Source organism: Nitratireductor sp. PBL-C9 (genome assembly GCF_050877045.1).
In the GTDB taxonomy this organism is placed as follows: Bacteria; Pseudomonadota; Alphaproteobacteria; order Rhizobiales; family Rhizobiaceae; genus Nitratireductor; species Nitratireductor aquimarinus.
Genome location: NZ_JBPAXW010000005.1, coordinates 349,403 through 374,880, shown reverse-complemented (window position 1 = coordinate 374,880; position 25,478 = coordinate 349,403). Strand labels below are relative to the sequence as shown.

30 protein-coding genes are annotated in these 25,478 nt (G+C 61.8%); 13 read left to right on the top strand and 17 right to left on the bottom strand.

Annotation, left to right across the window (positions count from 1 at the left end):
- Positions 1-34: 34 nt before the first annotated feature.
- The 3 genes from ACRTG1_RS13465 to ACRTG1_RS13455 all read right to left on the bottom strand — a co-directional run bounded on the left by ACRTG1_RS13465 (position 35) and on the right by ACRTG1_RS13455 (position 2,039).
- Entirely contained in the window at positions 35-1,033 is a 999-nt protein-coding gene (locus ACRTG1_RS13465) for a GlxA family transcriptional regulator (protein WP_113155563.1), read from the bottom strand.
- A gap of 227 nt (positions 1,034-1,260) precedes the next feature.
- Positions 1,261-1,401 (bottom strand): hypothetical protein, encoded by a 141-nt coding sequence (locus ACRTG1_RS13460; RefSeq protein WP_206543832.1) that lies wholly within the window; start codon positions 1,399-1,401, stop codon positions 1,261-1,263.
- Positions 1,402-1,856: 455 nt separating this feature from the next.
- Positions 1,857-2,039, bottom strand: a complete 183-nt coding sequence (locus ACRTG1_RS13455; RefSeq protein ID WP_206543831.1) for a hypothetical protein — start codon at positions 2,037-2,039, stop codon at positions 1,857-1,859.
- A 128-nt stretch (positions 2,040-2,167) separates the two neighbouring features.
- On the opposite strand from ACRTG1_RS13455, the gene ACRTG1_RS13450 reads away from it, so the two are divergent.
- On the top strand, positions 2,168-3,067 hold the full coding sequence (locus ACRTG1_RS13450) for a LysR substrate-binding domain-containing protein (RefSeq protein ID WP_206543830.1): 900 nt from the start codon (positions 2,168-2,170) through the stop codon (positions 3,065-3,067).
- A 20-nt stretch (positions 3,068-3,087) separates the two neighbouring features.
- Entirely contained in the window at positions 3,088-3,993 is a 906-nt protein-coding gene (gene ligD, locus ACRTG1_RS13445) for a non-homologous end-joining DNA ligase (protein WP_432516263.1), read from the top strand.
- Positions 3,994-3,996: 3 nt separating this feature from the next.
- On the opposite strand, the gene ACRTG1_RS13440 is transcribed toward ligD, so the two are convergent.
- The 8 genes from ACRTG1_RS13440 to ACRTG1_RS13405 all read right to left on the bottom strand — a co-directional run bounded on the left by ACRTG1_RS13440 (position 3,997) and on the right by ACRTG1_RS13405 (position 11,399).
- A complete protein-coding gene (locus ACRTG1_RS13440; protein ID WP_432516262.1) occupies positions 3,997-6,051 on the bottom strand; it encodes an ASKHA domain-containing protein in 2,055 nt (684 codons plus the stop codon).
- Between the two features lie 72 nt (positions 6,052-6,123).
- The gene (locus ACRTG1_RS13435; RefSeq protein ID WP_432516261.1) at positions 6,124-7,077 is read right to left on the bottom strand and encodes a methyltetrahydrofolate cobalamin methyltransferase; all 954 of its coding nucleotides are present in this window, start codon (positions 7,075-7,077) and stop codon (positions 6,124-6,126) included.
- 53 nt (positions 7,078-7,130) lie between these two features.
- Positions 7,131-8,249 (bottom strand): methylenetetrahydrofolate reductase, encoded by a 1,119-nt coding sequence (locus ACRTG1_RS13430; RefSeq protein WP_206548833.1) that lies wholly within the window; start codon positions 8,247-8,249, stop codon positions 7,131-7,133.
- Entirely contained in the window at positions 8,246-8,845 is a 600-nt protein-coding gene (locus tag ACRTG1_RS13425; RefSeq protein WP_206543825.1) for a methylenetetrahydrofolate reductase C-terminal domain-containing protein, read from the bottom strand. The genes ACRTG1_RS13430 and ACRTG1_RS13425 overlap by 4 nt, the downstream gene beginning before the upstream one ends.
- A complete protein-coding gene (locus ACRTG1_RS13420) occupies positions 8,832-9,134 on the bottom strand; it encodes a virulence factor (protein WP_432516260.1) in 303 nt (100 codons plus the stop codon). Before ACRTG1_RS13420 ends, ACRTG1_RS13425 begins: the two co-directional genes overlap by 14 nt.
- 156 nt (positions 9,135-9,290) lie before the next feature.
- Positions 9,291-9,908, bottom strand: coding sequence for an exopolysaccharide biosynthesis protein (locus ACRTG1_RS13415; protein WP_224873593.1), 618 nt, complete (start codon positions 9,906-9,908; stop codon positions 9,291-9,293).
- Between the two features lie 142 nt (positions 9,909-10,050).
- Positions 10,051-10,680 carry a DUF4893 domain-containing protein gene (locus tag ACRTG1_RS13410; protein ID WP_206994234.1) on the bottom strand — a complete coding sequence of 210 codons (630 nt, stop codon included), beginning with the start codon at positions 10,678-10,680 and terminating at the stop codon, positions 10,051-10,053.
- Between the two features lie 68 nt (positions 10,681-10,748).
- The gene (locus ACRTG1_RS13405; RefSeq protein WP_317087838.1) at positions 10,749-11,399 is read right to left on the bottom strand and encodes a DUF1638 domain-containing protein; all 651 of its coding nucleotides are present in this window, start codon (positions 11,397-11,399) and stop codon (positions 10,749-10,751) included.
- A gap of 49 nt (positions 11,400-11,448) precedes the next feature.
- On the opposite strand from ACRTG1_RS13405, the gene ACRTG1_RS13400 reads away from it, so the two are divergent.
- Entirely contained in the window at positions 11,449-11,607 is a 159-nt protein-coding gene (locus tag ACRTG1_RS13400; protein ID WP_113155552.1) for an entericidin A/B family lipoprotein, read from the top strand.
- A gap of 31 nt (positions 11,608-11,638) precedes the next feature.
- Here the strand turns inward: ACRTG1_RS13400 and ACRTG1_RS13395 are convergent, their stop codons facing one another.
- Positions 11,639-12,337: a corrinoid protein gene (locus ACRTG1_RS13395; protein ID WP_113155551.1), complete on the bottom strand. Its 699-nt coding sequence runs from the start codon at positions 12,335-12,337 to the stop codon at positions 11,639-11,641.
- A 335-nt stretch (positions 12,338-12,672) separates the two neighbouring features.
- On the opposite strand from ACRTG1_RS13395, the gene ACRTG1_RS13390 reads away from it, so the two are divergent.
- The 7 genes from ACRTG1_RS13390 (at position 12,673) to ACRTG1_RS13360 (ending at position 17,090) form a co-directional block, all read left to right on the top strand.
- Positions 12,673-13,146: a hypothetical protein gene (locus ACRTG1_RS13390; RefSeq protein WP_224873591.1), complete on the top strand. Its 474-nt coding sequence runs from the start codon at positions 12,673-12,675 to the stop codon at positions 13,144-13,146.
- 9 nt (positions 13,147-13,155) lie between these two features.
- On the top strand, positions 13,156-13,542 hold the full coding sequence (locus ACRTG1_RS13385; protein ID WP_206543821.1) for a hypothetical protein: 387 nt from the start codon (positions 13,156-13,158) through the stop codon (positions 13,540-13,542).
- Positions 13,509-13,961: a hypothetical protein gene (locus tag ACRTG1_RS13380; protein WP_222474228.1), complete on the top strand. Its 453-nt coding sequence runs from the start codon at positions 13,509-13,511 to the stop codon at positions 13,959-13,961. Before ACRTG1_RS13385 ends, ACRTG1_RS13380 begins: the two co-directional genes overlap by 34 nt.
- A 105-nt stretch (positions 13,962-14,066) precedes the next feature.
- On the top strand, positions 14,067-14,522 hold the full coding sequence (locus ACRTG1_RS13375) for a hypothetical protein (protein ID WP_297560081.1): 456 nt from the start codon (positions 14,067-14,069) through the stop codon (positions 14,520-14,522).
- Positions 14,523-14,530: 8 nt separating this feature from the next.
- The gene (locus ACRTG1_RS13370) at positions 14,531-14,917 is read left to right on the top strand and encodes a hypothetical protein (protein WP_206543820.1); all 387 of its coding nucleotides are present in this window, start codon (positions 14,531-14,533) and stop codon (positions 14,915-14,917) included.
- Between the two features lie 17 nt (positions 14,918-14,934).
- Complete coding sequence (locus ACRTG1_RS13365; protein ID WP_432516259.1) at positions 14,935-15,360, top strand: hypothetical protein; 426 nt, start codon at positions 14,935-14,937, stop codon at positions 15,358-15,360.
- Positions 15,361-15,515: 155 nt separating this feature from the next.
- Positions 15,516-17,090, top strand: coding sequence for a trimethylamine methyltransferase family protein (locus tag ACRTG1_RS13360; protein ID WP_299935130.1), 1,575 nt, complete (start codon positions 15,516-15,518; stop codon positions 17,088-17,090).
- A gap of 19 nt (positions 17,091-17,109) precedes the next feature.
- On the opposite strand, the gene ACRTG1_RS13355 is transcribed toward ACRTG1_RS13360, so the two are convergent.
- Positions 17,110-17,889 (bottom strand): META domain-containing protein, encoded by a 780-nt coding sequence (locus tag ACRTG1_RS13355; protein ID WP_297559825.1) that lies wholly within the window; start codon positions 17,887-17,889, stop codon positions 17,110-17,112.
- 210 nt (positions 17,890-18,099) lie between these two features.
- Between ACRTG1_RS13355 and ACRTG1_RS13350 the strand changes: the two genes are divergently transcribed.
- Positions 18,100-19,149 carry an aldo/keto reductase gene (locus tag ACRTG1_RS13350; RefSeq protein ID WP_113155546.1) on the top strand — a complete coding sequence of 350 codons (1,050 nt, stop codon included), beginning with the start codon at positions 18,100-18,102 and terminating at the stop codon, positions 19,147-19,149.
- 206 nt (positions 19,150-19,355) lie between these two features.
- Here the strand turns inward: ACRTG1_RS13350 and ACRTG1_RS13345 are convergent, their stop codons facing one another.
- Positions 19,356-20,069 (bottom strand): L,D-transpeptidase, encoded by a 714-nt coding sequence (locus tag ACRTG1_RS13345; RefSeq protein WP_236042258.1) that lies wholly within the window; start codon positions 20,067-20,069, stop codon positions 19,356-19,358.
- Positions 20,070-20,559: 490 nt separating this feature from the next.
- Between ACRTG1_RS13345 and ACRTG1_RS13340 the strand changes: the two genes are divergently transcribed.
- Complete coding sequence (locus tag ACRTG1_RS13340) at positions 20,560-21,024, top strand: aminoacyl-tRNA deacylase (RefSeq protein WP_113155545.1); 465 nt, start codon at positions 20,560-20,562, stop codon at positions 21,022-21,024.
- A 483-nt stretch (positions 21,025-21,507) separates the two neighbouring features.
- On the opposite strand, the gene ACRTG1_RS13335 is transcribed toward ACRTG1_RS13340, so the two are convergent.
- Positions 21,508-22,659, bottom strand: coding sequence for a GGDEF domain-containing protein (locus ACRTG1_RS13335; protein WP_432516258.1), 1,152 nt, complete (start codon positions 22,657-22,659; stop codon positions 21,508-21,510).
- Positions 22,660-22,936: 277 nt separating this feature from the next.
- On the opposite strand from ACRTG1_RS13335, the gene ACRTG1_RS13330 reads away from it, so the two are divergent.
- Positions 22,937-23,938 (top strand): glycoside hydrolase family 25 protein, encoded by a 1,002-nt coding sequence (locus ACRTG1_RS13330; protein WP_113155543.1) that lies wholly within the window; start codon positions 22,937-22,939, stop codon positions 23,936-23,938.
- Positions 23,939-24,056: 118 nt separating this feature from the next.
- Here the strand turns inward: ACRTG1_RS13330 and ACRTG1_RS13325 are convergent, their stop codons facing one another.
- Positions 24,057-24,653 carry a DsbA family protein gene (locus ACRTG1_RS13325; RefSeq protein WP_113155542.1) on the bottom strand — a complete coding sequence of 199 codons (597 nt, stop codon included), beginning with the start codon at positions 24,651-24,653 and terminating at the stop codon, positions 24,057-24,059.
- A complete protein-coding gene (locus ACRTG1_RS13320; RefSeq protein WP_206994242.1) occupies positions 24,650-25,477 on the bottom strand; it encodes a TlpA disulfide reductase family protein in 828 nt (275 codons plus the stop codon). The genes ACRTG1_RS13325 and ACRTG1_RS13320 overlap by 4 nt, the downstream gene beginning before the upstream one ends.
- Position 25,478 lies beyond the last annotated feature (1 nt).

The window sequence follows — 25,478 nt, the reverse complement described above, 5'->3', positions numbered from 1 at the left end:
GGCCCGATCCGACACGCCCGGCGGATTTTTTCGCTCAGGCGACCAGAAGCTGCTTTCGGTCGGCGCGCTCCTGCTGCGGCGAGCGCGCGTAGAGTTCGCGGTAGCATTTGGAGAAATGCGATGCCGAGACGAAGCCGCAGGCGACCGCCACCTCCACCACCGGCAGGGAAGACTGGATGAGGAGATGCCGCGCGCGGTCGAGCCGGATTTCGAGATAATAGCGCGCCGGAGAACGCCCCATCTCCTGCCGGAAAAGCCGCTCGATCTGGCGGCGGGAAAGCCCGACAGTCTCCGCCACCTGCACCAGCGAAAGCGGCTCTGAGAGATTGGCCTCCATCAGTTCGATAATGGTCAGAACCTTCGAGTTCTGAACGCCGAGCCGGGCTCTCAGCGGCAGGCGCTGGCGGTCGGAGGGGCTGCGCACCCGGTCGGTAAGTAACTGCTCGCAGACGCGGTTGATCAGGTTCTCGTCAAAATCCTCGCCGATCAGCTTGAGCATCATGTCCATGGCGGCGGTGCCGCCGGCGCAGGTGTAGATGTTCGCTTCGGTCTCGAACAGATCCGCATAGACATTGGCGCGCGGGAACTTTTCTGCAAAGCCCGGCAGGTTTTCCCAATGGATTGCGCAGCGCCTGTCGGTCAGAAGGCCGGCGCTGGCGAGCACATGGGCGGCCGTGCAAAGCCCGCCCAGGGTCACACCGCGATTGTATTCCTCGCGCAGCCAGGCAAACACGGTCTTGTCGCTGTAATCCTCGACATTGAGGCCGCTGCACACGATCACCATCGAGGGGCGTTCATGGCCGGTCATCATCCGCCGTTCATCGGCCAATGACGAGCTGACGGCCACTTCAACACCGTTCGATGCGCGCACCGGCAGGCCATCGGCACTCGCCAGCCGCCATTGATAGGCCGCGTAGCCGGCCATGCGGTTGGCGGCGCGCAACGGCTCAAGCGCCGCGGCAAACGCCATCATGGTGAAGTCGGGGATCAGAAAGAAAACGATGGACCGCTTGCAGCTATGCTCTTCCGCCATATTGCCTCCCGATCGCGCATGATGCTCTCTCCTCATCATGCTGCTGTCGTCAAAGCGTCATCAGGAAAAGGGTTTTCTGTCAATGCGGCAGGCGCGGGCAGTCCCAGCTTTATGTACGCCCAACCCAACTGTTTCGTGTCGAATTCTTAAACGGTAGAACGAAAAAGCCACCGTTCCGCGTGTCGGACGGTGGCTCTGAAACGGATGGTGTAACTGGGTCGGGGAACTCAGTTCACCAGAAATCCGAAACGCGCGCCGGCCAGCGCGCCGGTTTCGCCGGGCATGGTCCTGCCAAGCCGCTGGCGTGCGAAAACCGTGTTCGGATTGGAAACCCGCCTGCGGCGGAAAATGCGTGCGAAAAGCTTCATCCTGCGCTCCATGGAAACAGCAATATCGAAAGACAGTCGGCTCTCACCGGGCGCCTTCCATGCGTGATGGAATGGGGTCGCTCGTTCGATGGCGGAAAACTAACCGCTGCGCGGGCGCTGTTGCATGGGAAATGCGAAGCGCTCCGCCGGGAAAACGACATTTCCGGCGAAATCGTGGTGTTTTCAGCGCCACCGGAGACAAAAAAGACCCCGGTGGTTTGGCCGGGGTCTTTCAATGCAGGGATGGTCTGGCTGCGGGTGCAACTAAGCGCGTGGCGGATTTGGCCATCTCAGTCCGCGTGTCTGGTCGACGACGCGTTCTTCTTCTCCGTTGGACGGAGGCCGTATTTTGCATGATGCGTCATTGCGTCGAATTCAATCGCGAAATCACGCACCGCTTTAAGGGCTTTTCCCAGCGATATCATTGAACGCACTCCTGTTTGATGCCCCGTTGTTCAGAGCCGCGAGATGCCGCGGTTGTCCTGACCATCCGATTGAAGGCCCGTATACTGGCTGGGCCAGCCGATATCCTTGCGGATCTCTGCCGGCAATGTGCCGATCAGACGCTCGGTGCGGCGGCGGTTGAGGGCTGTGCGGTAGTGACGGACAAAATGATTGACGCGTGTGAAAACAGACATCGTCTTCTCCTTTGGTTGGCTTTCGCCTCTCGTCGTTGCCTGACGCTGTTGACTATGCCGCAAGGTTGATGTTCAATCAAACACAATCGAATGATGCTTTCGTTCAAAGTTATTGAATGGAGAACACCATGAACGCTCCCGTCAATCATCCCGTTCCCTTATTGGAGCTGGACGTTCTGCGAACCTTCGTCGCGATTGCGGAAACGGGCAGTTTCACTGCGGCGTCCAACGCCGTCTTCCGCACGCCATCGGCGGTTTCGATGCAGATCAAGAAGCTTGAGGAAATGCTCGGGCGCTCGGTCTTCGTGCGTGACGCGCGTTCGGTATCGCTCACCTCCGACGGCGAGTTATTATTAAGCTACGCCAGAAGGCTCCTGGCGTTAAACCGTGAAGCCGTCTCGAAATTCGTCATGCCCGACATCAGCGGCATCGTACGATTAGGATCGCCGGACGATTACGGCGAACGCATCCTGCCAAACGTTCTGAAACGTTTTGCAGAAACCCATCCTGCCATTGCCGTTGACGTGGTCATCGACCAGAGCTTCAATCTGCGCAAGCGCATGGCCAACCGGCAACTTGATCTCACCCTTCTCACATGCACGGACGACTCCGCTGAAAACGGCGTGCAGATCGTCTACACCGAGCCCATCGTCTGGGCCGGCGCAAAGGGCGGAAGCGCCCATCTGCGCGAACCCTTGCCGCTCTCCATCTGGGAAGAGGGCTGCGCCTGGCGCGCCGGCGCGCTGAAGGCCATGGAAAAAGACGGCCGCGATTATCGCATCGCCTATATGAGCGCCCATACGGCAGGCCAGCGCGCCGCCATCCTTTCCGATCTCGCCATCGCGCCGCTTCCCAAATCCTTCCTGCACGGAGATCTGGTGGAGCTCGGCGTCAAGGACGGGCTGCCGAAACTTGGCAACTATCACATCGGCATGGTCGTCGCGCCCGACGCTTCCGCGCCGGTAAAGGCCGCAGCCGACCACATCCGCTCCACCTTCGATGCCTTCGTGGAGGACAATCGGGCCTGATCACGGGGAGGCCATATACGATGCGTTCGGATGATCGGCCGCAGCTTGCCGGCATTGCGCTCTCCAGCCCCGACAAGGCGCTGTTTGGCGAGGCCGGCATCAGCAAGCTGGATCTGGCGCGCCATTATGAGCGTGTCGCAGGACGCATGCTCCCGCATGTTGAAAAGCGCCTCGTCAGCCTCGTGCGCTGCCCGGACGGGCAGGGCAGTCCCTGCTTCTTCCAGCGCCATGGCGGCAAGGGCTTTCCCGAAGCGGTCGGGCGCATGGAGATCACCGAAAAGAGCGGCGAGCGCGACGACTATCTCCATATTGACGATCTCGCCGGAATCATCGCCGCCGTGCAGATGAGCACGCTGGAGTTCCATATCTGGGGATCGCGCATCGACCGTCTCGACGCGCCGGACCGGCTGGTTTTCGATCTCGACCCGGATGAGGAACTGGATTTCGCTGCCGTTCGCAGCGCCGCCTTCGCCGTGCGCACGCGGCTTTCCGATCTCGGCCTTGAAAGTCAGCCACTCCTGACCGGCGGCAAGGGCATTCACGTGGTCGCGCCGCTGGAGCGCCGGCGCGAATGGCCCGATGTGAAGGCCTTTGCACGTGGCGTCGCGCGCAAACTGTCAAAGGACGAGCCGGATCGCTTTCTGGCGGAAGCCTCCAAAGAGAAACGGACAGGGCGGGTCTTTGTCGACTGGCTGCGCAATGAGCGCGCCGCAACCGCCATCGCACCCTATTCGACAAGGGCCAGACCCGGCGCGCCGGTGGCGACGCCCGTTTCATGGGCGGAACTGAAAAGCATCGAAGCCGCAAACGCCTTTACGCTTGCCGACATGGCAGAACGCCTCTCCGGGCCGGATCCCTGGGCTGAAAGCGCCCGCTGGCGTCAGTCCATCACTGCGGACATGCTCAGCGCGGTTGACGCCGGCTGATACTCAGTCGCGCCGCCGCCGCGCCGCGCGTTCTTCGCGTGAGCGTCTGCGCGGGCGCGCTTCGCCATCGCCGTTTTGCGCATCCGCCAGCTGTCGTGGCGGCAGGGAAACCCGTTCGGCCAGCCTGGGAAAGGCGTCGATCTTGTTGGGCAGCGCCATGGCGTGCACGAAATGCTCCTGGAATTTCGGCTCCAGCGCCGTCTCGATCTTTTCGATGCGCTTCACCGTCTCCTCGATTTCGCGCCGGTGGTCGCGGTTCAAAAGCGCCATGCGCGCGCCGGTGCCCGCAGCATTGCCCACCGCCGAAACCCGGTCGGGATCGCAATCGGGAATGAGCCCTAGCACCATGGCGTAAAGCGGATCGATGAAGGAGCCGAATGCGCCGGCGAAACGGATCGTGTCCACCGTCGCCACTGCCTGCTTTTCCATCAAAAGCCTGATGCCTGCATAGAGTGCGGCCTTGGCGAGCTGGATCGCCCGCACATCGTTCTGGGTCACGGTCAGGCGCGGGCCGCTCTCCTTCAGGACGTAGGAGAAGGTGCGCCCTTCGGCAACGATGCGCGGGTTCGTCTCTGCCAGTGCGCCGTTCACTACGCCATCCTCCGAGATGATGCCGCTCAGATACATCTCCGCGATCACCTCGATGATGCCCGAGCCGCAAATGCCGGTTACGCCGGTTTCGCCCAGCGCTTCGGCAAAGCCGGGCTCGTCCGACCAGAGATCGCAGCCGATCACGCGATAGCGCGGAGCGAGTGTTTCGCGGTCGATGCGCACCCGCTCGATGGCGCCGGGGGCGGCGCGCTGGCCGGCGGAAATCTCGGCGCCCTCGAAGGCAGGGCCTGTCGGCGAGGAGGCAGCCACCACGCGCGCCCGGTTGCCAAGCACGATCTCCGCATTGGTGCCCACATCGACAATCAGCATCATCTCGTCCTGCCGGTGCGGACCTTCTGCCAGCGTCACGGCAGAAGCGTCCGCGCCCACATGGCCGGCGATGCAGGGCAGGAGATAGGTTCGCGCACCGGGGTTGAGCTTCAGCCTGAGATCGTCGGCCTTGAGCTTCACCGCGCCCGACACGGCCAGCGCGAAGGGCGCGCCGCCCAGCTCCGTCGGGTCGATCCCCAGAAACAGGTGGTGCATAATGGGGTTGGCGACGAACACCGCATCGAGAATGTCATGCCGTTCGATGCCGCCATCGTCCGCCACTTTCTGCACCAGTTTCGAGATTTCCTGCCGCACGGCGCGCGTCATGGCCTCGCGCCCGTCCGGGTTCATCATCACATAGGAAACCCGGCTCATCAGGTCTTCGCCAAACCGGATCTGCGGGTTTGACGCGCCGGCAGACGCCACCACGCGGCCCGAAAGAAGCGAGACGAGATGCATGGCGATGGTCGTGGAGCCGATGTCGCAGGCAAGCCCATAGGCTTCGTTCTTCAGTCCCGGCCACAGCGCCACCAGCCTTGCAATGTCGTCTTCGGTATCCTGATGCACGGCTGCGGTGACCGCCCACTGGCCGGCGCGCAGTATGCCCTGAACCTGCGCCAGCAGGTGTGCATCCACTTCCATGCGCCCAAAGCCCCAGTCCTTCTGGAGCGCCGCCTTCAGCCGGTCGAGATCGCCGAGGGGCCTGTGCATGTCGGGTTCTTCCACCTCGACATAGCAAAGGTGCATTGCCGGGCGGCGCTCGATGACGCGGGTGTCGGCGTCCTTGCGCACCACCTGCGCGTTGATGACGGCATCCTGCGGCACGTCGATGACGAGATCGCCTTCGACTGTTGCCGAACAGGAGAGGCGGCGTCCCGCCAGCATGGCGCGTTTCTCCGCATAGCGCGCCTCGCGCGGGCCAACCTTCGAGATGTGCTCCTCGGAGGAGGTGATCCTGTGCTTTGCGAATTGGCCTTCCTGAACCTCGATCTGGCATCGCCCGCATGTGGCGCGGCCACCGCATACGCTCTCCACATAGACGCCAAGCTGTCGCGCCGCGTCCAGAATTGTCGTGCCTTTGGGAAAGCGCCCGCGCTTGCCCGACGGCATGAAGAGCACGAGCGGGTCGTCGCTCATGGCCATCCCCGCATGCCGGGAGCCTGTGTCATGTCCGATGCCCTTATGCATGTCGGTATGTCCAAGGTTATCTTACTCCCGCGCGCGGCGCGCATCGCGTCCGCCGCGCCGCCGCCCGCTGCCGGAGGCAGGTGCTGCAGCGGGGGCCGCTGCTCCAGCCGCAGCTGGCTGATGGTCGCGATAGGTCATGATCCAGCGGGAGCAGTTGGGGTCCGTGCCGTTCAGCACATTGGCCGCGCGCACCATCTCCATTTCCTGCGGGCGGCAAGGGTTCATGATGGCGCTCGTCATGCCGGCCCCGATCACCATCGGAATGAAACCGGCATTGATGCCGTGCCTGTGCGGCAGTCCGAACGAGATGTTGGAAAGCCCGCAGGTGGTGTTCACCTTCAATTCCTCGCGCAGCCGCCTGAGCAGCCGGAACACCTGCTGGCCGGCCGTGCCCATGGCGCCGATCGGCATCACCAGCGGATCGACAACGATGTCATGCGCGGGAATGCCGAAATCGGCGGCGCGCTGGACGATCTTCTTCGCCACTTCGAAGCGCACATCGGGATCTTCCGAAATGCCGGTTTCGTCATTGGAAATGGCGACCACCGGCACATCGTATTTCTTGATCAGCGGCAGGATGGCTTCCAGCTTCTCTTCTTCGCCCGTCACCGAATTCACCAGCGGACGCCCCCTGGCAGCCTTGAGCCCGGCCTCGATGGCGGCGGAAACGGAAGAGTCGATGGAGAGCGGCACGTCCACCAGCTCCTGCACGATCTCCAGCGTCTGCACCAGAAGGCCGGGTTCGGTGGCGTTGGGATCGACCGCCGTCACACCGGCATTCACGTCCAGCATGGTTGCACCGGCCGCAACTTGCGCCAGCGCATCATTCTTCACCGTCCCGAAATTGCCTGCGACCATCTCTGCGGCGAGCTTCTTGCGCCCGGTCGGGTTGATGCGCTCGCCGATCACGCAAAAGGGCTGGTCGAAGCCGATCACGACTTCCTTTGTGGCAGAGGCGACGATGGTTCGGGTCATTCACTGTCCTCCTGGGAGACATGAAACGCGCTTCATGTCGCTGATCGATGATCTCAATTCGTATCGACACTCGTTTCGCTGGCGTCTTTCACCATCTCCACGGGCCGTTCGCTCGGGTTGTCATGCAGAATATGGTCGAGCCTTTCGGCGACCAGCGCATCGTCCAGACCGGGCTCGCGCTTCCATGGCCTGCGGCCCTTCAGAACGCCTGAATCGTGCACGATCTCGGCCACGAACTCCTCCTGCCGGTAGGCCATGACATGAACGCCGGAAACGCCTTCGATCTCCTTCACCTCATTGATGATGTCGATGCACAGGCGCTTGCCTTCCTCTTTCTGGTTTTCGGCCCCTTCAAGCCGTGCGATCACGGCGTCGGGAATGTGCACGCCCGGCACATTGGTGCGGATCCAGCGCGCCGTCTTTGCCGATGCGAGCGGGCCGACACCCACAAGGATGAAGCATTTTTCATCAAGCCCCATGTCGCGCACGCGCTTCATGTATTCCCTCAGCATCGGCACATCGTAGCAATACTGGCTCTGCACAAACTGTGCGCCGGCGGCGATCTTCTTGGCGAGCCGCTGCGGGCGAAAGTCACAGGGCGGGGCGAACGGATTGATCGCCGCGCCGAGAAACACCGCCGGCGGCGTGGTGAGCCTGCGGCCCGACAGGAATTTCTCCTCGTCGCGCATGGTCCGAACGGTTTCCAGAAGCGACATGCAGTCGAGGTCGAACACGGGTTTTGCGCCCGGCTGATCGCCCGCCTGCACGCCATCGCCCGTCAGGCACATGATGTTGCTCACGCCCATGGCGGCGGCCCCCAGCACATCGCCTTGAATGGCGATGCGGTTCCGGTCGCGGCAGGCGATCTGCATGATGGTGGCGTAGCCCATGCGCGTCAGCAGCGCGCAGATGCCCATGGACGACATGTGGCAGTTCGCGCCCGAAGCATCCACCGCGTTGATGCCGTCCACCCAGCCGTCGAAGATCGCCGCCCGCTCGTAGACATCCTGCGCATTGGCGCTGTCGGGCGGGTTCAGCTCCGCTGTCACTGCAAACTCGCCGCGCCGCAGAACGCGTTCCAGCCGCCCACGCGAGGCGTGGCCGGGCAGGGGCTCCAGCGGCAGGTCGACGCCTTCGGGGTTCTCATCGATCTGCGGCGGGCGCGGGCTCATGCGGCACTGCTCCCGGCTGCATTTTCGCGTTCCTGTGCGGCCCGCGCCGTCACCCGCAGCCAGGCCGAGCTTTCCCGCAGTGACTGATCCACAGGCTTCTGCACGTCGAGGATCGCATCGCCGCCCCGCATTGCCTGTGCGCCTTCCCACGCCTTCACCCACACGCAGGGCATGTCCGGCTCCACCTCGCAGTGCCCATTGGCCCGCACGCCCCCGCAGGGGCCGTTGCGCAACTGTTTCGGGCAGTTCATCGGGCACGACATGCCGGTGGAGGAGAGGATGCACTGGCCGCACATGCGGCAGTCGAACATCAGGCCCTTCACCTGCCGTTCAACAAATTTCACCGGCTTTTCAGCCCGTGCATAGCCGACGGCGTTCCAGAACGGATGCAGCGCCAGAAACAGGCTGGAGAAGCGCGCATAGACCCATTCGAGAAACCGCGCATGCCGAACCGACCAGCGCCGCATCGTGTAGCGTCGTTGCACACGCCGCAGCGGCGACACGTCAGCCGGCCGGTAGGCAAGCCGCTCGCGGGTTTTCTTCACCAGCGTCGCCTGGGTTACCGTGGTCGTTTTTGTGCTGTCATTTCCCGTCATGACCGCCTGCCTTGACGAGCGCCACGAGGCGCGCCCTGTCATAATCACGCTCAATGGTTTCGAGTGCTCTGTCGGCTTCCGCCTCCAGATCGTCGCTGACGGAAACCGGATCGCCGCGCCGCCACTCGGCCAGATAGGCGTCGCTGTCGCGCGCGCCCACCCGCATGGCGCACATGTCTATCGCCTCGGTAAAACGCATCGGCAGTTCGCGCCTGGCGTTCTGCCGTCCTTTCCGGACGATCACCTGCGCGGGGATATCACGCCAGTATACCACGATCAGATTGGCCATAAGCGCTTGTTCCTTCCTCCGTTTTCAGCATTGCCGAATGCATTGCGCGCCCGCTTGCTGGCGGGCGACGCGCGCGCATTCAAATGCGACGTGGAAGAAGGTGGAACGGCAATAGTCCGGATCGTCCCTTGTGCGTCCTGTGGGACGCAGGGCGATCTAGTGCATCACGGCGCCGGCCATCATGCTGGCGCCGACCACGACGCCGGCAATCACCAGAAGCGAAAGCACGCCGCATGTGATGGCGATGCTGAGAAGGATGCCGTCACGCTCCGAAAGCGCGAGGCCCACCAGTACGCAGGAAAAGGCCGGGAACCAGTTGCCGAGCGGGATCGGCAGCGTCACCGCAATCGAGAGAACCAGCGCAATGAGGCCGATGACCCGGTCTGCATGGTCCCGCGCAAACGGCCAGTAACGCGGCTTGATCAGCCGTTCGACGAGGATCAGCCGGGGAATGAAGCGCTCGCTCATATGGCGAAACTTGTCGGCCCCGATGGATTTGTTGAGCAGGAAGTTGGGCAGCCAGACGGTACGGTTGCCCATCACCATCTGGATCGCAATCAGCACCAGCGGCGGTCCCAGGATCACCGTGCTGCCGGGCGGGAAGGGCAGGAGATTGAGGCAGGCGAAGAACACGAAAAGCGTCGCAAAGCTGCGATCGCCGAGCGCCTGGCGGATTTCGCCGATGGAAACCTTGTCTTCTGCACGTTTTGCCAGGTCGCGGAAAATGCGCGACAGCCGGCGCGGCGGCAGCTCAGCGGGCGGTGCGCCCAACACCGTGTCCAAGTCCGTTCCCTCAGCTTTCATCGTACTCGTCTTGCCCGCCCTGCGAATCCCAAAGGGGACGTCAAACAGTCTTGTTCGAATGCCGTTAAGCCTTCATGACAATGGCTGCAAGCTTCCGCCCCCATCCGATATGTTATTGCGCCCGTCGAATTTCCATGATGTCGAGGATGGATTCTCGCTCCGGCGCTGGAAATTCAATGCGCCATTGCGCTTCGCCGTCGCGGAAAACATAGCCCACCTGATCGGTGTCGCGCCCTGCGCCATAGGCGGGCGGTTGGTCGCCGCTCACCGAAAAGACGCCGAGATAGATCATGCGCGAATCGCCATCGTCGAAAAAATGGCCGTCTGTCAGCTGCGATCCGGTCAGCTTTTCAAAGAACCAGCCCGATCCGTCATCGCTGACCTCGCACCCGAACCAGCCATAGACGATGAGTGGCGCAAGCCCCCCGGTCTTGATGGTGCGGCATTGCCACGCGCCGGAGAGGTCGAGCCCCTGAAAGGAGCGCTTCTGCCGCCCGTCTATCTCGTCGAGTAGCGCGATGTCTTCTGCCGCGCCGCCGGCTCTGGCCTGTTTGAAAGCCTCGCCGCGCATCCGCTCATAGGCATCAAGCCGCGCCGCATCGCGATAGGTGATCTTCTGTACGACCGTGTCTTTCTCAAAACCGGCCCGCTCCATGTCGAGTTTTTCCTGAACCAGCGACTGGGCATTGGCCGCGCCGGCCATGAGGCCGAGCGCCAGTGAAATGGTGATGAGACGGTGCATGAGTTTCTCCGGAACGCAGGTCAGCAAAGCACCGCCAATGTAACCATTTCATGGCGGTTTCCGAAGCGTCAGTGCTTTTGCAGCGCCCCCGCAAGGGCTGCCGGCAGGTCGCCATACCCGGTTTGCCGCTTTTCATAGGCGAGGCCAAGCAGGAGCGCCGCCTTCTGCGCCACGGCCTCAAGCGCAGGATCTTCCGTTTGCGCCAGATAGACAAGCTTTTGATAATTGCCGAAAAAGTCCTGAATGAGCTCCGGGTGCCGGTCGAGCCCCATCGGCTTCATGAAAAACGCGTCGAACTGGCGGCAGAGAAAATCCGTCATGTAGAAGGAGAGCATGTCCGCCTCGGCAACGGCTTCGAAGCGGGAAAGCCCCTGGTAGAAGGCGAAGCAGTGCGGGCCTTCTATGCGCTCCACCCCATGCTTTTCGCAAACCCGGTCGAGCCCGCCGCCCGTGCCGCAATCGGCATAGCCCGCGAAAATGTGGCGATAGCCCTGCGCACGCGCCTCCCGGATGGCTTTGTCCATGGCAGGCGCGATGCGCTCGGGGCGGTAGTGAAATTCCGCCGGCAGGCAGGTGAGTTCCAGATGGTCGAAGCCGTAGCGGTCGCGCACCGCAAGGATTTCGCGCGCAATCATCCCGCAAGCGATGACGAGGACGCGCTCCGGGACGGGAACTTTCGCGGGGCTGAGAACTTTTTCCGGTTTTGCGCGTTCATTCATCGTGGCGGCCCAGTCTGTTCGGGCGGTCTATCCGTGAGGGAGATAAACCATGAAACTTTCCACTCTTTCCCGTCTGGCGATCCTCGTTCTGGTCGCAGGCTCTGCAGCCGGCTGCGCCAACACGATCCGCGGCGTCGGTCAGGATACGGCGAATGCGGTCGATGCGACCCAGAATGCCGGTCGCAATGTCGTGCGCGCCGCCAACTGACATTTCGGGCACCGCCCGGCCTTGAAGAAGGTCAGGCGCCGGCCGTCAGATTGTGCTTGCGCCTGATCAGTTCCTTGGCGGTTTCCACCGTCACCGCCGCATCGCGGCAATAGGCGTCCGCGCCCACGGCCTGGCCAAATTCCTCGTTGAGCGGCGCTCCGCCCACCAGAACGATGTAATTGTCGCGGATGCCCTTTTCCTTCATCGTGTCGATCACGACCTTCATATAGGGCATGGTCGTCGTCAGCAGCGCCGACATGCCGACAATGTCGGGCTGGTGCTCTTCGATTGCCGCCAGATAGTTCTCGACCGGGTTGTTGATGCCGATGTCGATCACGTCGAAGCCCGCGCCCTCCATCATCATGCTGACGAGGTTCTTGCCGATGTCGTGAATGTCGCCCTTCACGGTGCCGATCACCATCTTGCCCTGTTTGGGTGCGCCGGTTTCGGCCAGAAGGGGCCTCAGGATCGCCATGCCAGCTTTCATGGCGTTGGCTGACAAAAGCACTTCGGGAACGAACAGAATGCCGTCGCGGAAATCCTCGCCGACGATCCGCATGCCTTCGACCAGCGCCTCGGTCAGAACCTCATAGGGCTTCCAGCCCCGGTCCAGAAGAATGCGCGTGCCTTCCTCGATCTCCTCCCTGAGCCCGTCATAGAGGTCGTCATGCATCTGCTGCACGAGTTCGTCGTCCGCAAGCTCGGACAGGATGATCTCGTCGTCGGACATTCTCTGGCTCCCGCTGCTCACATTGCGCGGGCAGGGCTTCCCGTTCCGCGCTCCGGATTGCTCGCAAACATGCGTCTCAAAGGAGAATAGGGCGCGATCTGCCGGTTCCCATGGCTGATTTGCGACCTGCAGCGCAGGGAAAGCGACGGGGGAGGGGCGGCTGGTATCTTTCCCCCGCTTCGGATGGCGCGCGTTCGCGGGTTCGGAAAGCGATAAAACTGTTAACCATGATCAGGAATAAATGCAACTTTAGATTACATTCTTCTTCTCTAAAATGCTTCCCATGGTAGTGTTTCTTCAAGGGGCGGCCCACGCGTATCAAGTAGGAGTCGCATATGCGTATGTCCCTTGTGGCGGGTGCCGTTCTCACGGTGCTTGCTTCACCATCCATCGCCTTTGCCGCCAGTGGCGTTATCCCGTTCCGTGGAGAGGTCAATTCCACCTGTGTCATTACGGTGGATTCTCCGGGAACCCTGGGTATCAGCGGTGATTTTACCGTCTTGAGTTCCGATTTGAGCGGCGGCATAGCCGGTCGCGCATCCGTTCTGGCGACGGGCGCGGGATACTCCTTGTCGACCACGGCGCCGACCGCATTTTCCTCGGCGCCGCCGACCGGCAATGCTCATGTAACTTTTGCATCCAAGTATACGACGACGGGCGCGACCAGCGTGACGGATATTCCTGGTCCAACTTTGACCCCACTTTCAACGGGCCTCACGATGGCTAGCGTCGACCTCACGGCGACGAAGTCCACGGGGATCTTTGCCGTCGGCACCTACATCGCCGACGTCACGATCACCTGCGAGTAGGAGGCAGCCATGATGGCGAAGTTTGTCGCGGCGATCGTCGTTCTGGCGACGGTCACGCCTGCCGCAGCACAATCCATGACACCGATGCGCGGGGAGATCAGAAGCTTCTCCGACAGCTTCGCCGTGCGGGTTCGCCCGCACAATCCGTACCGCCATCGCATTGAGGTGGCGGTGCGGGTCTATGACGAGGATTTCCGACCGATTGCGGCGAAGGTCGTACCCTCGAAAATGATGCTGGGGAGCGATGTGTCGCGTCCTGTTCTGGTCTCCGTCGATTTCGGCGAGAGCAGAACCAGACGCGTGCGGATTTGCACGGAGAGCATTCCCTTTCCCGATCAGAAAACGAGGATTAGAGCCCAGATATGTGGACGCTTCATCGCTTACCGCGCCAATTGAGCGTGGCCCTGTGTTTCCTGCTGGCTGGTGCGGCCGCCAGCCATGCAGAGGATCAGTACATCATCAATCAGAACCAGACAGGCGTGACCCTGCCGGGTGTCACAATGCCGAACGGGTTTGACGAAGTGCGTGCCGCAGACGGCACCACCTGTCGCGCTTCCATGTCCGGTTCCGGCGCGTATCTCGACTCCGGCGTCATTGGCGGGGCCAACGACAACGTGTCGGCCTATGGCCGTCTCGTTGTGCCCTTGGGAGAACGACCAACGCGCCTTAACTGCGACCGGCTTTATCAGCTGGAGATCGAGCGGCTGGAGCTTGAGGTTCAGCTCATGCGGCAGGGACTGGACCCGCGCATGAGTTCCCGTTCATCGGGCAGTTGGGCGAGCGACGCCTCCTGGACCAACAAGGGCAGGCGCTGAAAAGCGCCTGCCTACTTTAAAGCAGATATGCAATGTTCCTTTATTTCATTTGACGATCCCTATGGTTTGAGGAATTTTATATTTATTTTTCAAATGGGGTTTAAAGTGAAATATTTATTTTCTTTATTATTATTATCCTATTCAACTTCTGCCTCTGCATTGGAGGCCAACATTCCGTTCAATGCAGTGATCGATGATACATGCAGCGTGGAGTTTCAGACCCCAGGCAAACTGGCGCGCGATGGCTTCTATGCGCTCGATTCTGCAGCGTCTGGCGGTCGCGCCGGTGTTGCCGCCATTTACACCACCTCGTCTGGTTTCAAGGTCAATCTGCGCAACCCGAAGAACTTCACCACCGCGCCCGCTGGTGATGCGTCTGCGACATTCACTTCCAGCTACAAAACCAGCGGTGGAACAACGACTTCCAGTGTTTCAGGGGCGACGAAGACCCCGCTGGAAATGGGCGTGACAAATGTCGTTGTAAACCTGCGCGCCGTCTCTCAGAAGTCGATCTTTCACAAGGGAAAATACGAAACCTTTGTCACGGTCGTTTGCGAGTAGGCACGGCCATGCTCCGGTTTGTCATGATGTTCGGTGCCGCTCTCGCCGCATCGACGCCACCTGCGTTTTCGCAGTCCATGTCTCCCATGCGCGGTGTGGTCCGTAGCTATACGGACAGCTTTGCCGTCCGCGTTTATCCGCAAAACCCTTACAGCCACCGGATCGACGTCGCCGTGCGCGTTTACGATGCCGAATTCCGGCCCGTGAAAGCACGCGTGACGCCTCAGACTTTTACGCTCGGAGCAAAACAGTCGCGTCCGGTTGTTGTTGTGGTCAATTTCGAAGGCGAGCGCGAACGTCGCGTGCGGATATGCACGGAAAGCATCCCGTTTCCCGAAGCTCATCTTGGTATGAAGGCACAGATATGCGGAAAGTTCATTGCACACCGGCTGTGATCGGTTTGGCCGTCTGCATGGTCTCTCTTGCGGGTGGGGCCAGAGCGGGCGATCAGGTCTATGCCGTCAGGCAGAACCACAGTGGTTTCGCCCTGCCGGGGGTCGTCTCACCCAATGGATATGACGAAGTTCGCGCGGCCGACGGCACGACGTGTCACTCATCGATATCCAGTGGCGGAAGCTATTTCGATACGGGCGTCATCAGCGATTCCCTGAACTCGCCCGACAAATCGCTGTCGGCTTATGGCCGGTTGGTCATTCCCCTGGGCGAACGGCCGAAGCGACTCAATTGCGACCGGCTCTATCAACTCGAACTGCGGCGGTTGCAGCTTGAGGTCAAGCTTCTGGAACAGGGGCTTGATCCGCGGATGATCGGTCACCAGCCCGCAGACCGGGCAGACTGGTCGGAAAGCGGGGGCTGGACCGATGCCGGGCAAAGATGATGCGCCCTGACTTCCACAAGCCATGCCCTGCGACCGGCAGACCAGTTGCGACACCGCGTGCCGCTTGCGGAATGGAAGTCCATGCTGCAAACGCTAGGCTTGTATTAGCACGATTGCTTGAGGACCCCTGACAGGGAGCTTGTGGGATGACGGTGATGGCTGGAGACGACGAAGCACAGGATCGGCCACGTCGTGGACGGGCAGGGCGTGGCGAGCGCGGTGGTGCGGCGGCCCGCAGGGCGGCGAGAGCCGGTGCAGGGCCCGGGCCGCAGCTGACCTATATTCGCCGCACGCTCAGGCCCTTCGAGGTTCTGGACGAAGAAGCGCTGGCCTTGATCGAGGCCAATGCCGATACGGTTCTCGAAGAGATTGGCATCGAGTTTCGCGACGATCCCGAGGCGCTCTCCATGTGGAAGGAGGCAGGTGCGGATGTGCAGGGCGACCGGGTGCATTTCCCAAAAGGGCTCTGCCGCGCGCTCCTGAAAACCGCGCCTTCCACCTTCACCCAGCATGCACGCAATCCCGAGCGCTCGGTCGAGATTGGCGGCAACACCACCGTATTCGCGCCGGTCTATGGCCCGCCCTTCGTGCGCGATCTCGATGGCGCGCGCCGTTATGCGACGATCGAGGATTTCCGCAATTTCGTGAAGCTCGCCTATATGGCGCCGTCCATTCACCATTCGGGCGGCACTGTCTGCGAGCCGGTCGATGTGCCGGTCAACAAGCGGCATCTCGACATGGTGTTTGCGCATATGCGCTACTCCGACAAGCCCTTTATGGGCTCGGTAACAGCGCCGGATCGCGCCGAGGACACGGTGTCGATGGCCCGCATCCTGTTCGGCGAGAAGTTCGTCGATGAGAATGCGGTGGTGATCAACCTGATCAACGCCAATTCGCCCATGGTGTTTGACGAGACCATGCTGGGCGCGGCCAAGGTTTATGCGCGGGCCAATCAGGCCTGCATCGTCACGCCCTTCATTCTGGCCGGCGCCATGAGCCCGGTAACCGTGATCGGCACGCTGACGCAGGTTCTGGCCGAGGTCATGGCCGGCGCAGCCTTCACGCAGCTGGTGCGCCCCGGCGCACCGGTTCTGTTCGGCACCTTCGCCTCGTCCATTTCCATGCAGTCGGGCGCGCCGACCTTTGGCACGCCGGAGCCCTCGCTGGTCTCCTACGGCGCAGCACAGCTCGCCCGCCGGCTGGGATTGCCGTTCCGCACCGGCGGTTCGCTGACGGGATCCAAGATCCCCGACGCGCAGGCCGCCTATGAGAGCGCGAACACGCTGAACTCGACCGTTATGTCGGGCACCAATTTCGTGCTCCACGCTGCTGGCTGGCTGGAGGGCGGGCTGGTGTCGTCCTATGAGAAATTCATGATGGACATCGACCAGCTGGGCATGCAGCAGCGCTTTTGCGAACCGCTGGATGTTTCTGAAAACGGGCAGGCCATGGACGCCATTCGCGAAGTGGGGCCGGGCAGCCATTATCTTGGATGCGCCCATACCCAGGCCAATTTCCAGACCGCTTTCTACCGCTCTTCCATCGCCGACAACAATTCCTATGAACAGTGGGCGGCGGAAGGCGAGAGGGCGGCGCATCAGCGGGCGAACCAGCTCGCCCGCAGCTGGCTGGAAGCCTATGAAGCGCCCCCGCTCGATGCGGGCATCGAGGAGGGGCTTCTGGACTTCATCGCCCGGCGCAAGGAATCGATGCCCGACGCCTTCACCTGAGCGCACTGGGCATCGGAAATCAGCCGGCCGGGAAGGCCTTGAGCGTGCGCCCGTCGACAGTCTGGAGGACGAGTGCGCCCTCAGGCGTCATGGTGAAGAAGGTGACGTCTGCGAGAATCTCCAGGAATTTCTGTTCCTGATTCATCAGCGCTTCCGCGCAGGCCATGCGGGTCGACGCGGCCTGGCTGATGGTCAGCCTGCCATTGTCTTCTTCCCATCCGGCCGTGTAGCGATTGCACGAGGCGTTGCCGGCGACCCGGCCATCTTCGCCGAAGGTCACCGTGACATTTGAACTGTCGATGATGCCGCCGCCATCAATGTCTTCGACCACCCATTCGGTGCCCGTGATCTTGTCCATGCCGACAACGCCGAACGGGGCCGGGGCCTCGTAGGGCTTCATGATCAGCGTGCCCAGATCGATCTCGGTCTGGGCAATGTCGATGGTGACGGGCTCGGAGATCCAGCCGGGCTGGAGGCCATCAAGAATGCCGCCGCGCAGCTGATAGGTTCCGTCCTTGTCGAGCGTTTCCCGGTCGACCGAAAGCGCGAAGGGGATCGGCACCTGCCGACCTTCCGTTGCAATGCGCGTCTCCGCTGCGACCGACTGCGAAGCGTCTGCGTCAGCCTCGCGCAGCTCGACGATGGCGAGGGCGTCTTCCGGCAGCGCGATCCGCGCGAAATAGGTCAGCTCACCGGTGATTTTCAGCATGCTCTCCTCCTGTGCGAAGGACGGTGCGCTCCAGATCGTGGTGGACAGAAGAGCAAGGCCAAGAAGAACCGAACGGCGTTGAAAGGACATGGAAACCTCGAATTTGAACGTGTTGTCGACTCTATACTCTAGCCGACATTCCGGATGAGCAATTGTTTTGCACTGTATTGTGACGTGATTGCGTTGATAGCGGCGCGAATGCGTCCTGCTTTGCGCGCGGATGCTTGCGCGCCCACTGAACGGCCTTATGATGCCGGCATTGGCGCGTTCGCGCCAGATTTCAGCATCCGGAGACTTTTGATGGAAAAGCGCCGTCTTGGACGCAGCGACCTCCTTGTTTCGCAGATTTGCCTGGGCACGATGACCTTTGGCGAACAGAACACCGAGGCAGAAGGCCACGAACAGATGGACCGCGCCGTCGAGCGTGGTGTGAATTTCCTCGACATGGCGGAACTCTATCCCATCCCGCCCAAAGCCGAGACGCAGGGGCGCACCGAGCGCTATGTGGGCACATGGATGAAAGAGCGCGGCAACCGCGATCAGCTCATCATCGCCTCCAAGGTGATCGGCCGCACCGACAATGAATGGTTTCGCGGCGACCGTCCGTCGAAGCTCGTTCGCGCCGATATCATGGACGCCATCGACAAGTCGCTTGCGCGGCTTCAGACGGACTATATCGACCTCTATCAGATCCACTGGCCGGACCGGGAAAACCCTTTCGGTTCCAACCCCACACGGGTGACCGCGTTGAACGAGCCGTTGGCCGACGAGACGCCGATTGCAGAGACGCTGGCCGTGTTCGACGATCTGGTGAAGGCTGGCAAAATCCGCCATTTCGGTCTGTCGAACGAAAGCTCCTGGGGCGTGATGCGCTACGTCGCCGAAGCCGACAAGGGCGTTGGTCCGCGTGTGGTTTCGCTCCAGAACGCCTACAGCCTGGTCAACCGCACCTATGAGGTGAACCTTGCCGAAACCTGCCAGCGCGAAGAAGTGGGCCTGCTTGCCTATTCGCCGCTGGCGCAGGGCTATCTGACCGGGAAATACGACGATGGCGCGCTGCCGGAAGGGTCGCGCAAAGCGCTGTTTGACCGTCTCAAACGCTATGAGAAGCTTGGCGCACAGGATGCGGTCAAGGCTTACAACACCATGGCGCGCGCCTTCGGATTGACGCCGGCCGCTTTTGCGCATGCCTTCGTCAATTCGCGCCCCTTCATGACGTCGAACATCATCGGCGCGACCAAGATGGAGCAGCTCGAAGAGGCGCTTGATGCGCTCGATGTGCGCTGGACCGAGGAAATGCAGACTGCCGTTGATGATCTGCATCAGAAAATCGGCAATCCCAGCCCCTAGAGCGTTTCCGCTTTTCGTTGAATCGCGAAAACGCTCTAATGTACTGATTTTGCACAATTCCGGACGGAAAACCGGTTTCCACTTTTCCTGGAATTGCTTTAGATAATGTCGGTTGCGGTGTTGCCGCAGTTGATGTGAAACAACGAAAAACCCCTGCCGTGTGGCAACATGGCAGGGGTTTTTGTCTATCTGTCGCGCCGTAAGGTTCAGACCGTGCCGGGCTGCGGCTGGCCTGCGCCCAGCACAACCATGCGGGCGCCGCGTGGAACGCGCTTGTAGAGATCCATGATGTCGTGGTTCAGCAGGCGGATACAGCCCGAGGAAACCGACTTGCCGATGGACCACGGCTCGGTGGTGCCGTGGATGCGGTAGAGCGTGTCCTTGCCATCCTTGTAGAGGTAGAGCGCACGCGAACCGAGCGGGTTGGTGAGGCCGCCCAGCATGCCGGCTGCCAGCGGACGATAGCGCTCCGGCTCGCGCTCGATCATGGCGAGGGTGGGGGCCCAGTTCGGCCATTCGGCCTTGCGGCCGATCACGCCATCGCCTTCGTATTCGAGGCCGGCCTTGGCAACGCCGATGCCGTAGCGCATGGCCTTGCCGTTTTCCATGACCAGGTAGAGGAAGCGGTTGCCGGGATCGATGACAATCGTGCCCACGGGCTCGCTGGTCGGGTAGTCGACCATCTGGCGCAGATACTGGCGGTCGATCTTGGTCACGTCCACCGCAGGGATGACGATGCCGTTGTCTTCGATCTCGCCATACATGTCCTGATAATAGGAGAGCATTGGCCATGGGGCGTTTGCAGAGGTGCCGGGCCCGCTGCCGGTGGTGGTGCATGCCGCCGCGAAGGCGGGCAGAAGCAACAGCAGGAACACCCGCGCGCCGCGATTGGCTGCGCGTGCAACAGTGGTGTGGAACAAGGAAACTCTCCTTAAGTGTAAAATACCGGTCGGTTTTTGATGTCTTTCGCCCCGAAGGCGCGGCTGCGCGGAGGCGTTGCGGGGCACTTGCCACCCGGTTCTTGATAAATTGTGGCAAATCCCGGCGATCGTGCCCGAATGTCGCGTGAATCGTAATGGGACTGGCCATTCTGATTGCGGGGTGAGGCATTTTTCCCACAGTGACGCAGCGTAAGGTTGCGCGCGCCCGAAAAGCGGTGTGCCGGGCCATGGCGCTTTTCCAACGGGCATGACGGGTGTATTCTTGAAGCATGAGAGACCAGCAGGCGACCGGACGACGGTTTGGCGCGGCGCTGGCTTTCGCAAGCGGCGGTATGACGCCGCCCTTGTCCGCATATCCAGAACCGCGCCCGACGCGCCGGCTGACCGATGGGTCAGAAACCGGGCAGGGCCGATGCGCAATCCATGTCTGCATCCGCTGCCGGCCCGAAGGCAGGAAAGGAACGGGACCATGGGTATCGCCATGACGATGCATGAATTTCTGGAAGACAGCCACGTGCCCTATGACGTGGCCAGACACAACCGCACGGCAAGCTCTGCCATGACGGCGCGGGTGAGCCACATTCCGGGTCGCGAAATGGCCAAGGGCGTGGTGCTCAAATGGGATGACAGCTATCTGCTGGCCGTGGTGCCGGCCTCCAGGCAGGTCGATCTCGGCAAGGTGGCCGACATTCTGGGTGAGAAGGTCGTGCTCGCAAGCGAGGAGGAAACGGCGGCGCTGTTTCCCGATTGCGATGAGGGTGCGGTTCCCGTGTTTGGTGCGCCATACCGCATCGCATGCATGATTGATGAAGCGCTCGATGCCGATGACGACGTCTATTTCGAGGGCGGCGATCATCGCACGCTGGTGCATGTGACGCGGCAGGGGTTCGAGCAGTTGATGTATGGAATGCCAAGGGCGCATATCAGCAGCTAGAACCTTTGCCGGTTGCCAGTTTCCAGGTGGAGTGCAGGCGTGCGGAAACGCTCCCGCGCCTGCGCCGGGTTCTTGCTGGAGTATGGGAAGACGGGCGGCTGAAGCGACGCTCATCTTTATTGTAAAACGTGCGACCCTTCAGCCACCCGCCCGGCTCTTGACAACTTCCGACAGGGATCGCCCTGGAACCGGGTGCTCAGGCTTCGCCCTGGGGCGGGCCATCGCACCAGACCGCGTCTGAATGCGGTCCTTCGCCGGACCAGCCGCCCGCTAGCAGCGACCACACACGTTATGCGACCGGCCCGGGCACCGTCCCATCTCCGCGAGATCACCGTCGCGACCTGCTTTCCCACGAGATGGGCAGGGAGAAGGATAAGCCTGTTTGAACGGGAGGGGAGAAATCGCGCCCCGAAACGGGAAGCGATGACCGGTCTTTATGGGATGTGCGGGGATGATGCGCGGGATCTATCCCCGTTCAGCGGGTCAGGCGGCCGTGACGGCCACCTGTTCGACCCGGTTGCGGCCACGCTTCTTGGCGGCGTAAAGGCCGCTGTCGGCGACGGAGAGAAGCGTTTCCAGATCGCGCGTGCGCTTCGCGTTGCTGTAGCAAAGACCGGCGCTCAGGGATGGGTGCATGACGCCGTTTTGGGTGGGCACCGCTATGGCTGCCACGTTGGCGCGGAGCCTGTCGACGGCGAGTGCGGCCTCCACGGGTGAGAGGTCGGGCAGGAGGGCGACAAACTCCTCGCCACCCCAGCGCGCGATGATCGCAGACTGCTCGAAGGTTTCACGAAACGCCTCTGCGCAGGCCTCAAGAGTTCGGTCACCCGTGGCATGGCCGTGCTGGTCGTTGATCTGCTTGAAATGGTCGAGGTCGAAGATCGCAAGCGCGAAGGGCTGCTCGGGATTGCGCTCCAGAAAGCTGCGGGCCTCGGCTTCAAAGGCGCGGCGGTTCAGGAGGCCGGTCAGGCCGTCATGCGAAGCGAGGTGATGCAGCTTCTGCGCATCGCGTTCATAGGCAAGGGTAAGCGCAAAGGCGCTTGAAGCCAGAAAGTGGAAGAGGGCGACGTAAAGCTGGATGGTCAGGATCGTGTCGAGGGACATCTGGCGCACGAACCCATCGCCGACGAGCAACGCCTGTGCGAAGCGGATGATGAATGTGGCTGCGAGAATGCCGTAGGCGAGGATCAGCCCCTTGCGCGACAGGCTTTTGTCATCGTTGTCGCGCCAGAACTCATAGGCGCAAGCCAGTGCGATGGCTGTCTGAATGACGTTCGTGACCAGATGGAAGGCTGGGTAGGAGCCTGCGGCAAGCGGTGCCGCGCTCAAGACAAGGAAGAGCGCAAGCGGCAGGAAGAAGAGCGCCAGCGGGGCGTGCCTGTTTTCAAACTGGCGCGCGGCGCGCCAGCGCAGGCTGATGCCCAGCACGAGAAGCCCGTTGGGCAGTGCGCCGCGCAGCGCGTCGGGCAGATGGGCGCCGGCCATATAGCAAAGAAGCGCGAGACAGATCACGAGATTGGCGACGCCCCAGGTGTCCCAATAGGGCTCGCGCCGCGCCCGACCGGCGATGAAGAACACCGAAGCCATGACCAGAACGACAATCGCGTTTGCCGCAAATAGCGTGAAATTGTTCAAAACCGCGCGCCCGTTTTCCTGTGCAGCGGGCGGTGTAACGTCTCGCAGCCTAACGGCAGGTTTCAATCCGCGGTTTTTATTTGCCAGCTTGTGGATAGGGCGGCGCATTGGGGGCGGCGCATTGGGGGCGGCGCATGGGGACGGAGGTGGGCCGACATCCTTGCGGCGTGGTTAACGGCTTGATTCAAACTTTATTGGTAAGTTGAGGCTATTACTGGCTATTCGCCCGGCGAAAGCTGCCGGGGACCCAGATCCCTCGAACCCATGCAGATCGTATATGCGTCTTCCCGCGTTCCTTCGACCTGTCGTTCTGACCCTTGGCCTTGCCGGTTGCACCGGTGGCCCCAGTATCGATACAGCGCTCAAGATTGACCCGCCCTCGAACGAGGTGACGAGCTCCATTGTGCGGCCCGGCGTCGGTGTCCCCGGGGCGGGGAGCGCCGATGTGATGGCCGAGCCTGCGAGCGAAGCGGGCATGATGGCGATTGCCGAGCCGGACCGGGTTTCCGCGCCTGCACTGCAGCAGGTGGCGATGATCACGCCGATGCCGGCGCCCTCCGTGCGGCCCAAAAGCTCTTCTTCCGGCAAGGTGTATCGCAGCCGGTTCGGGGATGCGCATCCGATCAATTTCGGCAAGGTGACGCCCAAGCATCATGCGGTGCATGGCGTCGATGTTTCGCGCTGGCAGGGCGACATTGACTGGGTGAAGCTGCGCTCGCGTGGCGCGAATTTCGCTTACATCAAGGCGACCGACGGCATCGATCATATCGACCCGATGTTCAAGACGAACTGGAACGGGGCCGCGAAGGCGGGCATTCGCCGGGGCGCCTATCACTTCTTCTTCTGGTGCCGGAAGGCGTCTGACCAGGCCGAGTGGTTCATTCGCAATGTGCCCAAGGTGAAGGGCGCGCTGCCGCCGGTTCTGGATGTGGAGTGGAACCACCAGTCGAGCTGCAAATGGAAGCCTTCGCGTGCCGAAGTTCTGGAGAAGATGAAGGTCTTCCTCGACCGGCTGGAGCGCCATTACGGCCAGCGGCCTGTCATCTACACCGCTCCGGATTTCTATGAGGACAATCTGAAGGGCGCGTTCCCGAACCATCCGTTCTGGCTGCGCGCCGTGGCCGAACATCCCTCGAAGGTCTATCCGGGCCGTGACTGGGTGTTCTGGCAGTATTCGGGATCGGGCCTGAGCCAGGGCGTTGACGGCAAGATCGACCTGAACGTCTTCCACGGCAATGAAAGCGCCTGGTGGCGCTGGGTCGGGAAGGTGGCGGGCTGACCGCCTGTACGGAAATGACCGCTTGTTCGGGGGGCTTTACGCCCCCCTTTCTTTTGCGGTGTTTTTGTTTTGCGCAATTTTGGACGCAAAACCGGTTCCCGTTTTTGGCGGAATTGCTTTAGCCACGGGCCTCGGCAATGGCGGCAACAATGTCGTTGCGGCGCATCGCGCCATACTGGATCTTGGTGTTGAAGAGGAATGCCGGCGTTCCGTTGAAGCCGAACGCATTGGCCTGCTCCATGTTGCGGGAGAGAATCCCTTCAATGCGTTGGCGGTCCTTCTTGAAGTTCGACAGGAGTTTTTCCGGGTCATGGCCGGCGGCGGCAAGCGTCTCGTCGACCTCGTCCTGCGTCAGTCGTCCGGGCGTGGCCATCAGCGCGTTGTGGACGGCTTCATAATCGGGGCCGGCGGCGAGGACGAGGCTTGCCGCATGGACGGACGGGCCGCCGAAAATGGGCCAGTCCTTCATCACCAGCCGGACATTGCCGTCTTCACGCACCACGTCGAGCAGGTCGGGGTGGCCGCGTTTGCAATAGGGGCACTGGTAATCGAAGAACTCGGCGATGGTTACGTCGCCATCCGGATTGCCGATGACCGGGATTTCGGGGTCGAACAGAACCTCTTCGACGGTCGGGTAAAGCTGGGCGCGGGCCGGACCGGCGGCGGTGACGAGCGTCGCTGCGCCGGCGACGAGCAGGGTACGGCGGTTCATCATGGCCTTGTGTCTCCTGATGGGCTGATGCTGGTTTTGAGGTTCTCGATCTTTTCGACGAGCACCTCGCGTGAGATTTCGCCCAGATGTGCGTGTTGCAGGACGCCGTCGGCGTCGATGAACAGCGTGGCGGGCAGTCCGGGGGCGCTGTAGAAGCGCGACAGATCGCTGAACTGGTCGACAAGTATCGTGTCGAGCGAGAGGCCGGAGGCGGCGAGATAGCGCTGGATGGCGGTGCGGCCTTCGCCCTGATTGGCGAAGACGAAGGTGACGTCGTCCGTGGAGGCGGCGATGTCGGCCATCATGGGCATTTCACGCCGGCAGGGCGGGCACCACGTCGCCCACAGATTGACCACCTGCGGCGTGCCCTTGTGCTCTTCGAGGCGGTAGCCATTGCCCTCCAGCGTTTCAAAGGCCTGATCCGGGACGGCGAGCGGGTCGGTGCCGCCGGTGAGCTGCCATGTCGTGTTCCAGACGATGAGGGAGAGGGCGAGCGGCAGGACCGCCCAGAGGCGCTGGCGGCCTGTGGGCAGCATGACGAGCAGGCTGACGATGACGGCGGCTGCACCGGTTGGCCAGTAGAAGCCGCCCTGCCACACCGCGAAAATGCGCAGCGGGTCGGCCACAAAACTTTCCATGTTGATGAGCACATGGCCGAGGCGCGCGCCGATGATGCCGCCGAGAAACGCCCACCAGGACCAGGCGTTGAAGCGTTCGTCCACCTTGCGGGCCATGATGCCGGTGACGATGAGGAAGACGAAGATGGCGAGTACAACCGCGAAGCGGTCTGCCGCAAGCACGAGCGGCCCGAGAGATACGGCATTCATG

Excerpts from the sequence above, each read along its gene's own strand:
- ACRTG1_RS13355 (WP_297559825.1), bottom strand. The coding sequence starts at position 17,889 with ATGTCCTTTCAACGCCGTTCGGTTCTTCTTGGCCTTGCTCTTCTGTCC.
- ACRTG1_RS13400 (WP_113155552.1), top strand. The coding sequence starts at position 11,449 with ATGAAACTTTCCACTCTTTCCCGTCTGGCGATCCTCGTTCTGGTCGCA.
- ACRTG1_RS13360 (WP_299935130.1), top strand. The coding sequence starts at position 15,516 with ATGGCTGGAGACGACGAAGCACAGGATCGGCCACGTCGTGGACGGGCA.
- ACRTG1_RS13330 (WP_113155543.1), top strand. The coding sequence starts at position 22,937 with ATGCGTCTTCCCGCGTTCCTTCGACCTGTCGTTCTGACCCTTGGCCTT.
- ACRTG1_RS13425 (WP_206543825.1), bottom strand. The coding sequence starts at position 8,845 with ATGACGGGAAATGACAGCACAAAAACGACCACGGTAACCCAGGCGACG.
- ACRTG1_RS13320 (WP_206994242.1), bottom strand. The coding sequence starts at position 25,477 with ATGAATGCCGTATCTCTCGGGCCGCTCGTGCTTGCGGCAGACCGCTTC.
- ACRTG1_RS13380 (WP_222474228.1), top strand. The coding sequence starts at position 13,509 with ATGTGGACGCTTCATCGCTTACCGCGCCAATTGAGCGTGGCCCTGTGT.
- ACRTG1_RS13440 (WP_432516262.1), bottom strand. The coding sequence starts at position 6,051 with ATGAGCGACGACCCGCTCGTGCTCTTCATGCCGTCGGGCAAGCGCGGG.
- ACRTG1_RS13385 (WP_206543821.1), top strand. The coding sequence starts at position 13,156 with ATGATGGCGAAGTTTGTCGCGGCGATCGTCGTTCTGGCGACGGTCACG.
- ACRTG1_RS13350 (WP_113155546.1), top strand. The coding sequence starts at position 18,100 with ATGGAAAAGCGCCGTCTTGGACGCAGCGACCTCCTTGTTTCGCAGATT.
- ligD (WP_432516263.1), top strand. The coding sequence starts at position 3,088 with ATGCGTTCGGATGATCGGCCGCAGCTTGCCGGCATTGCGCTCTCCAGC.
- ACRTG1_RS13430 (WP_206548833.1), bottom strand. The coding sequence starts at position 8,249 with ATGAGCCCGCGCCCGCCGCAGATCGATGAGAACCCCGAAGGCGTCGAC.
- ACRTG1_RS13410 (WP_206994234.1), bottom strand. The coding sequence starts at position 10,680 with ATGCACCGTCTCATCACCATTTCACTGGCGCTCGGCCTCATGGCCGGC.
- ACRTG1_RS13405 (WP_317087838.1), bottom strand. The coding sequence starts at position 11,399 with ATGAATGAACGCGCAAAACCGGAAAAAGTTCTCAGCCCCGCGAAAGTT.
- ACRTG1_RS13450 (WP_206543830.1), top strand. The coding sequence starts at position 2,168 with ATGAACGCTCCCGTCAATCATCCCGTTCCCTTATTGGAGCTGGACGTT.
- ACRTG1_RS13460 (WP_206543832.1), bottom strand. The coding sequence starts at position 1,401 with ATGAAGCTTTTCGCACGCATTTTCCGCCGCAGGCGGGTTTCCAATCCG.
- ACRTG1_RS13370 (WP_206543820.1), top strand. The coding sequence starts at position 14,531 with ATGCTCCGGTTTGTCATGATGTTCGGTGCCGCTCTCGCCGCATCGACG.
- ACRTG1_RS13365 (WP_432516259.1), top strand. The coding sequence starts at position 14,935 with ATGGTCTCTCTTGCGGGTGGGGCCAGAGCGGGCGATCAGGTCTATGCC.
- ACRTG1_RS13390 (WP_224873591.1), top strand. The coding sequence starts at position 12,673 with ATGCGTATGTCCCTTGTGGCGGGTGCCGTTCTCACGGTGCTTGCTTCA.
- ACRTG1_RS13455 (WP_206543831.1), bottom strand. The coding sequence starts at position 2,039 with ATGTCTGTTTTCACACGCGTCAATCATTTTGTCCGTCACTACCGCACA.
- ACRTG1_RS13340 (WP_113155545.1), top strand. The coding sequence starts at position 20,560 with ATGGGTATCGCCATGACGATGCATGAATTTCTGGAAGACAGCCACGTG.
- ACRTG1_RS13325 (WP_113155542.1), bottom strand. The coding sequence starts at position 24,653 with ATGATGAACCGCCGTACCCTGCTCGTCGCCGGCGCAGCGACGCTCGTC.
- ACRTG1_RS13420 (WP_432516260.1), bottom strand. The coding sequence starts at position 9,134 with ATGGCCAATCTGATCGTGGTATACTGGCGTGATATCCCCGCGCAGGTG.
- ACRTG1_RS13435 (WP_432516261.1), bottom strand. The coding sequence starts at position 7,077 with ATGACCCGAACCATCGTCGCCTCTGCCACAAAGGAAGTCGTGATCGGC.
- ACRTG1_RS13395 (WP_113155551.1), bottom strand. The coding sequence starts at position 12,337 with ATGTCCGACGACGAGATCATCCTGTCCGAGCTTGCGGACGACGAACTC.
- ACRTG1_RS13465 (WP_113155563.1), bottom strand. The coding sequence starts at position 1,033 with ATGGCGGAAGAGCATAGCTGCAAGCGGTCCATCGTTTTCTTTCTGATC.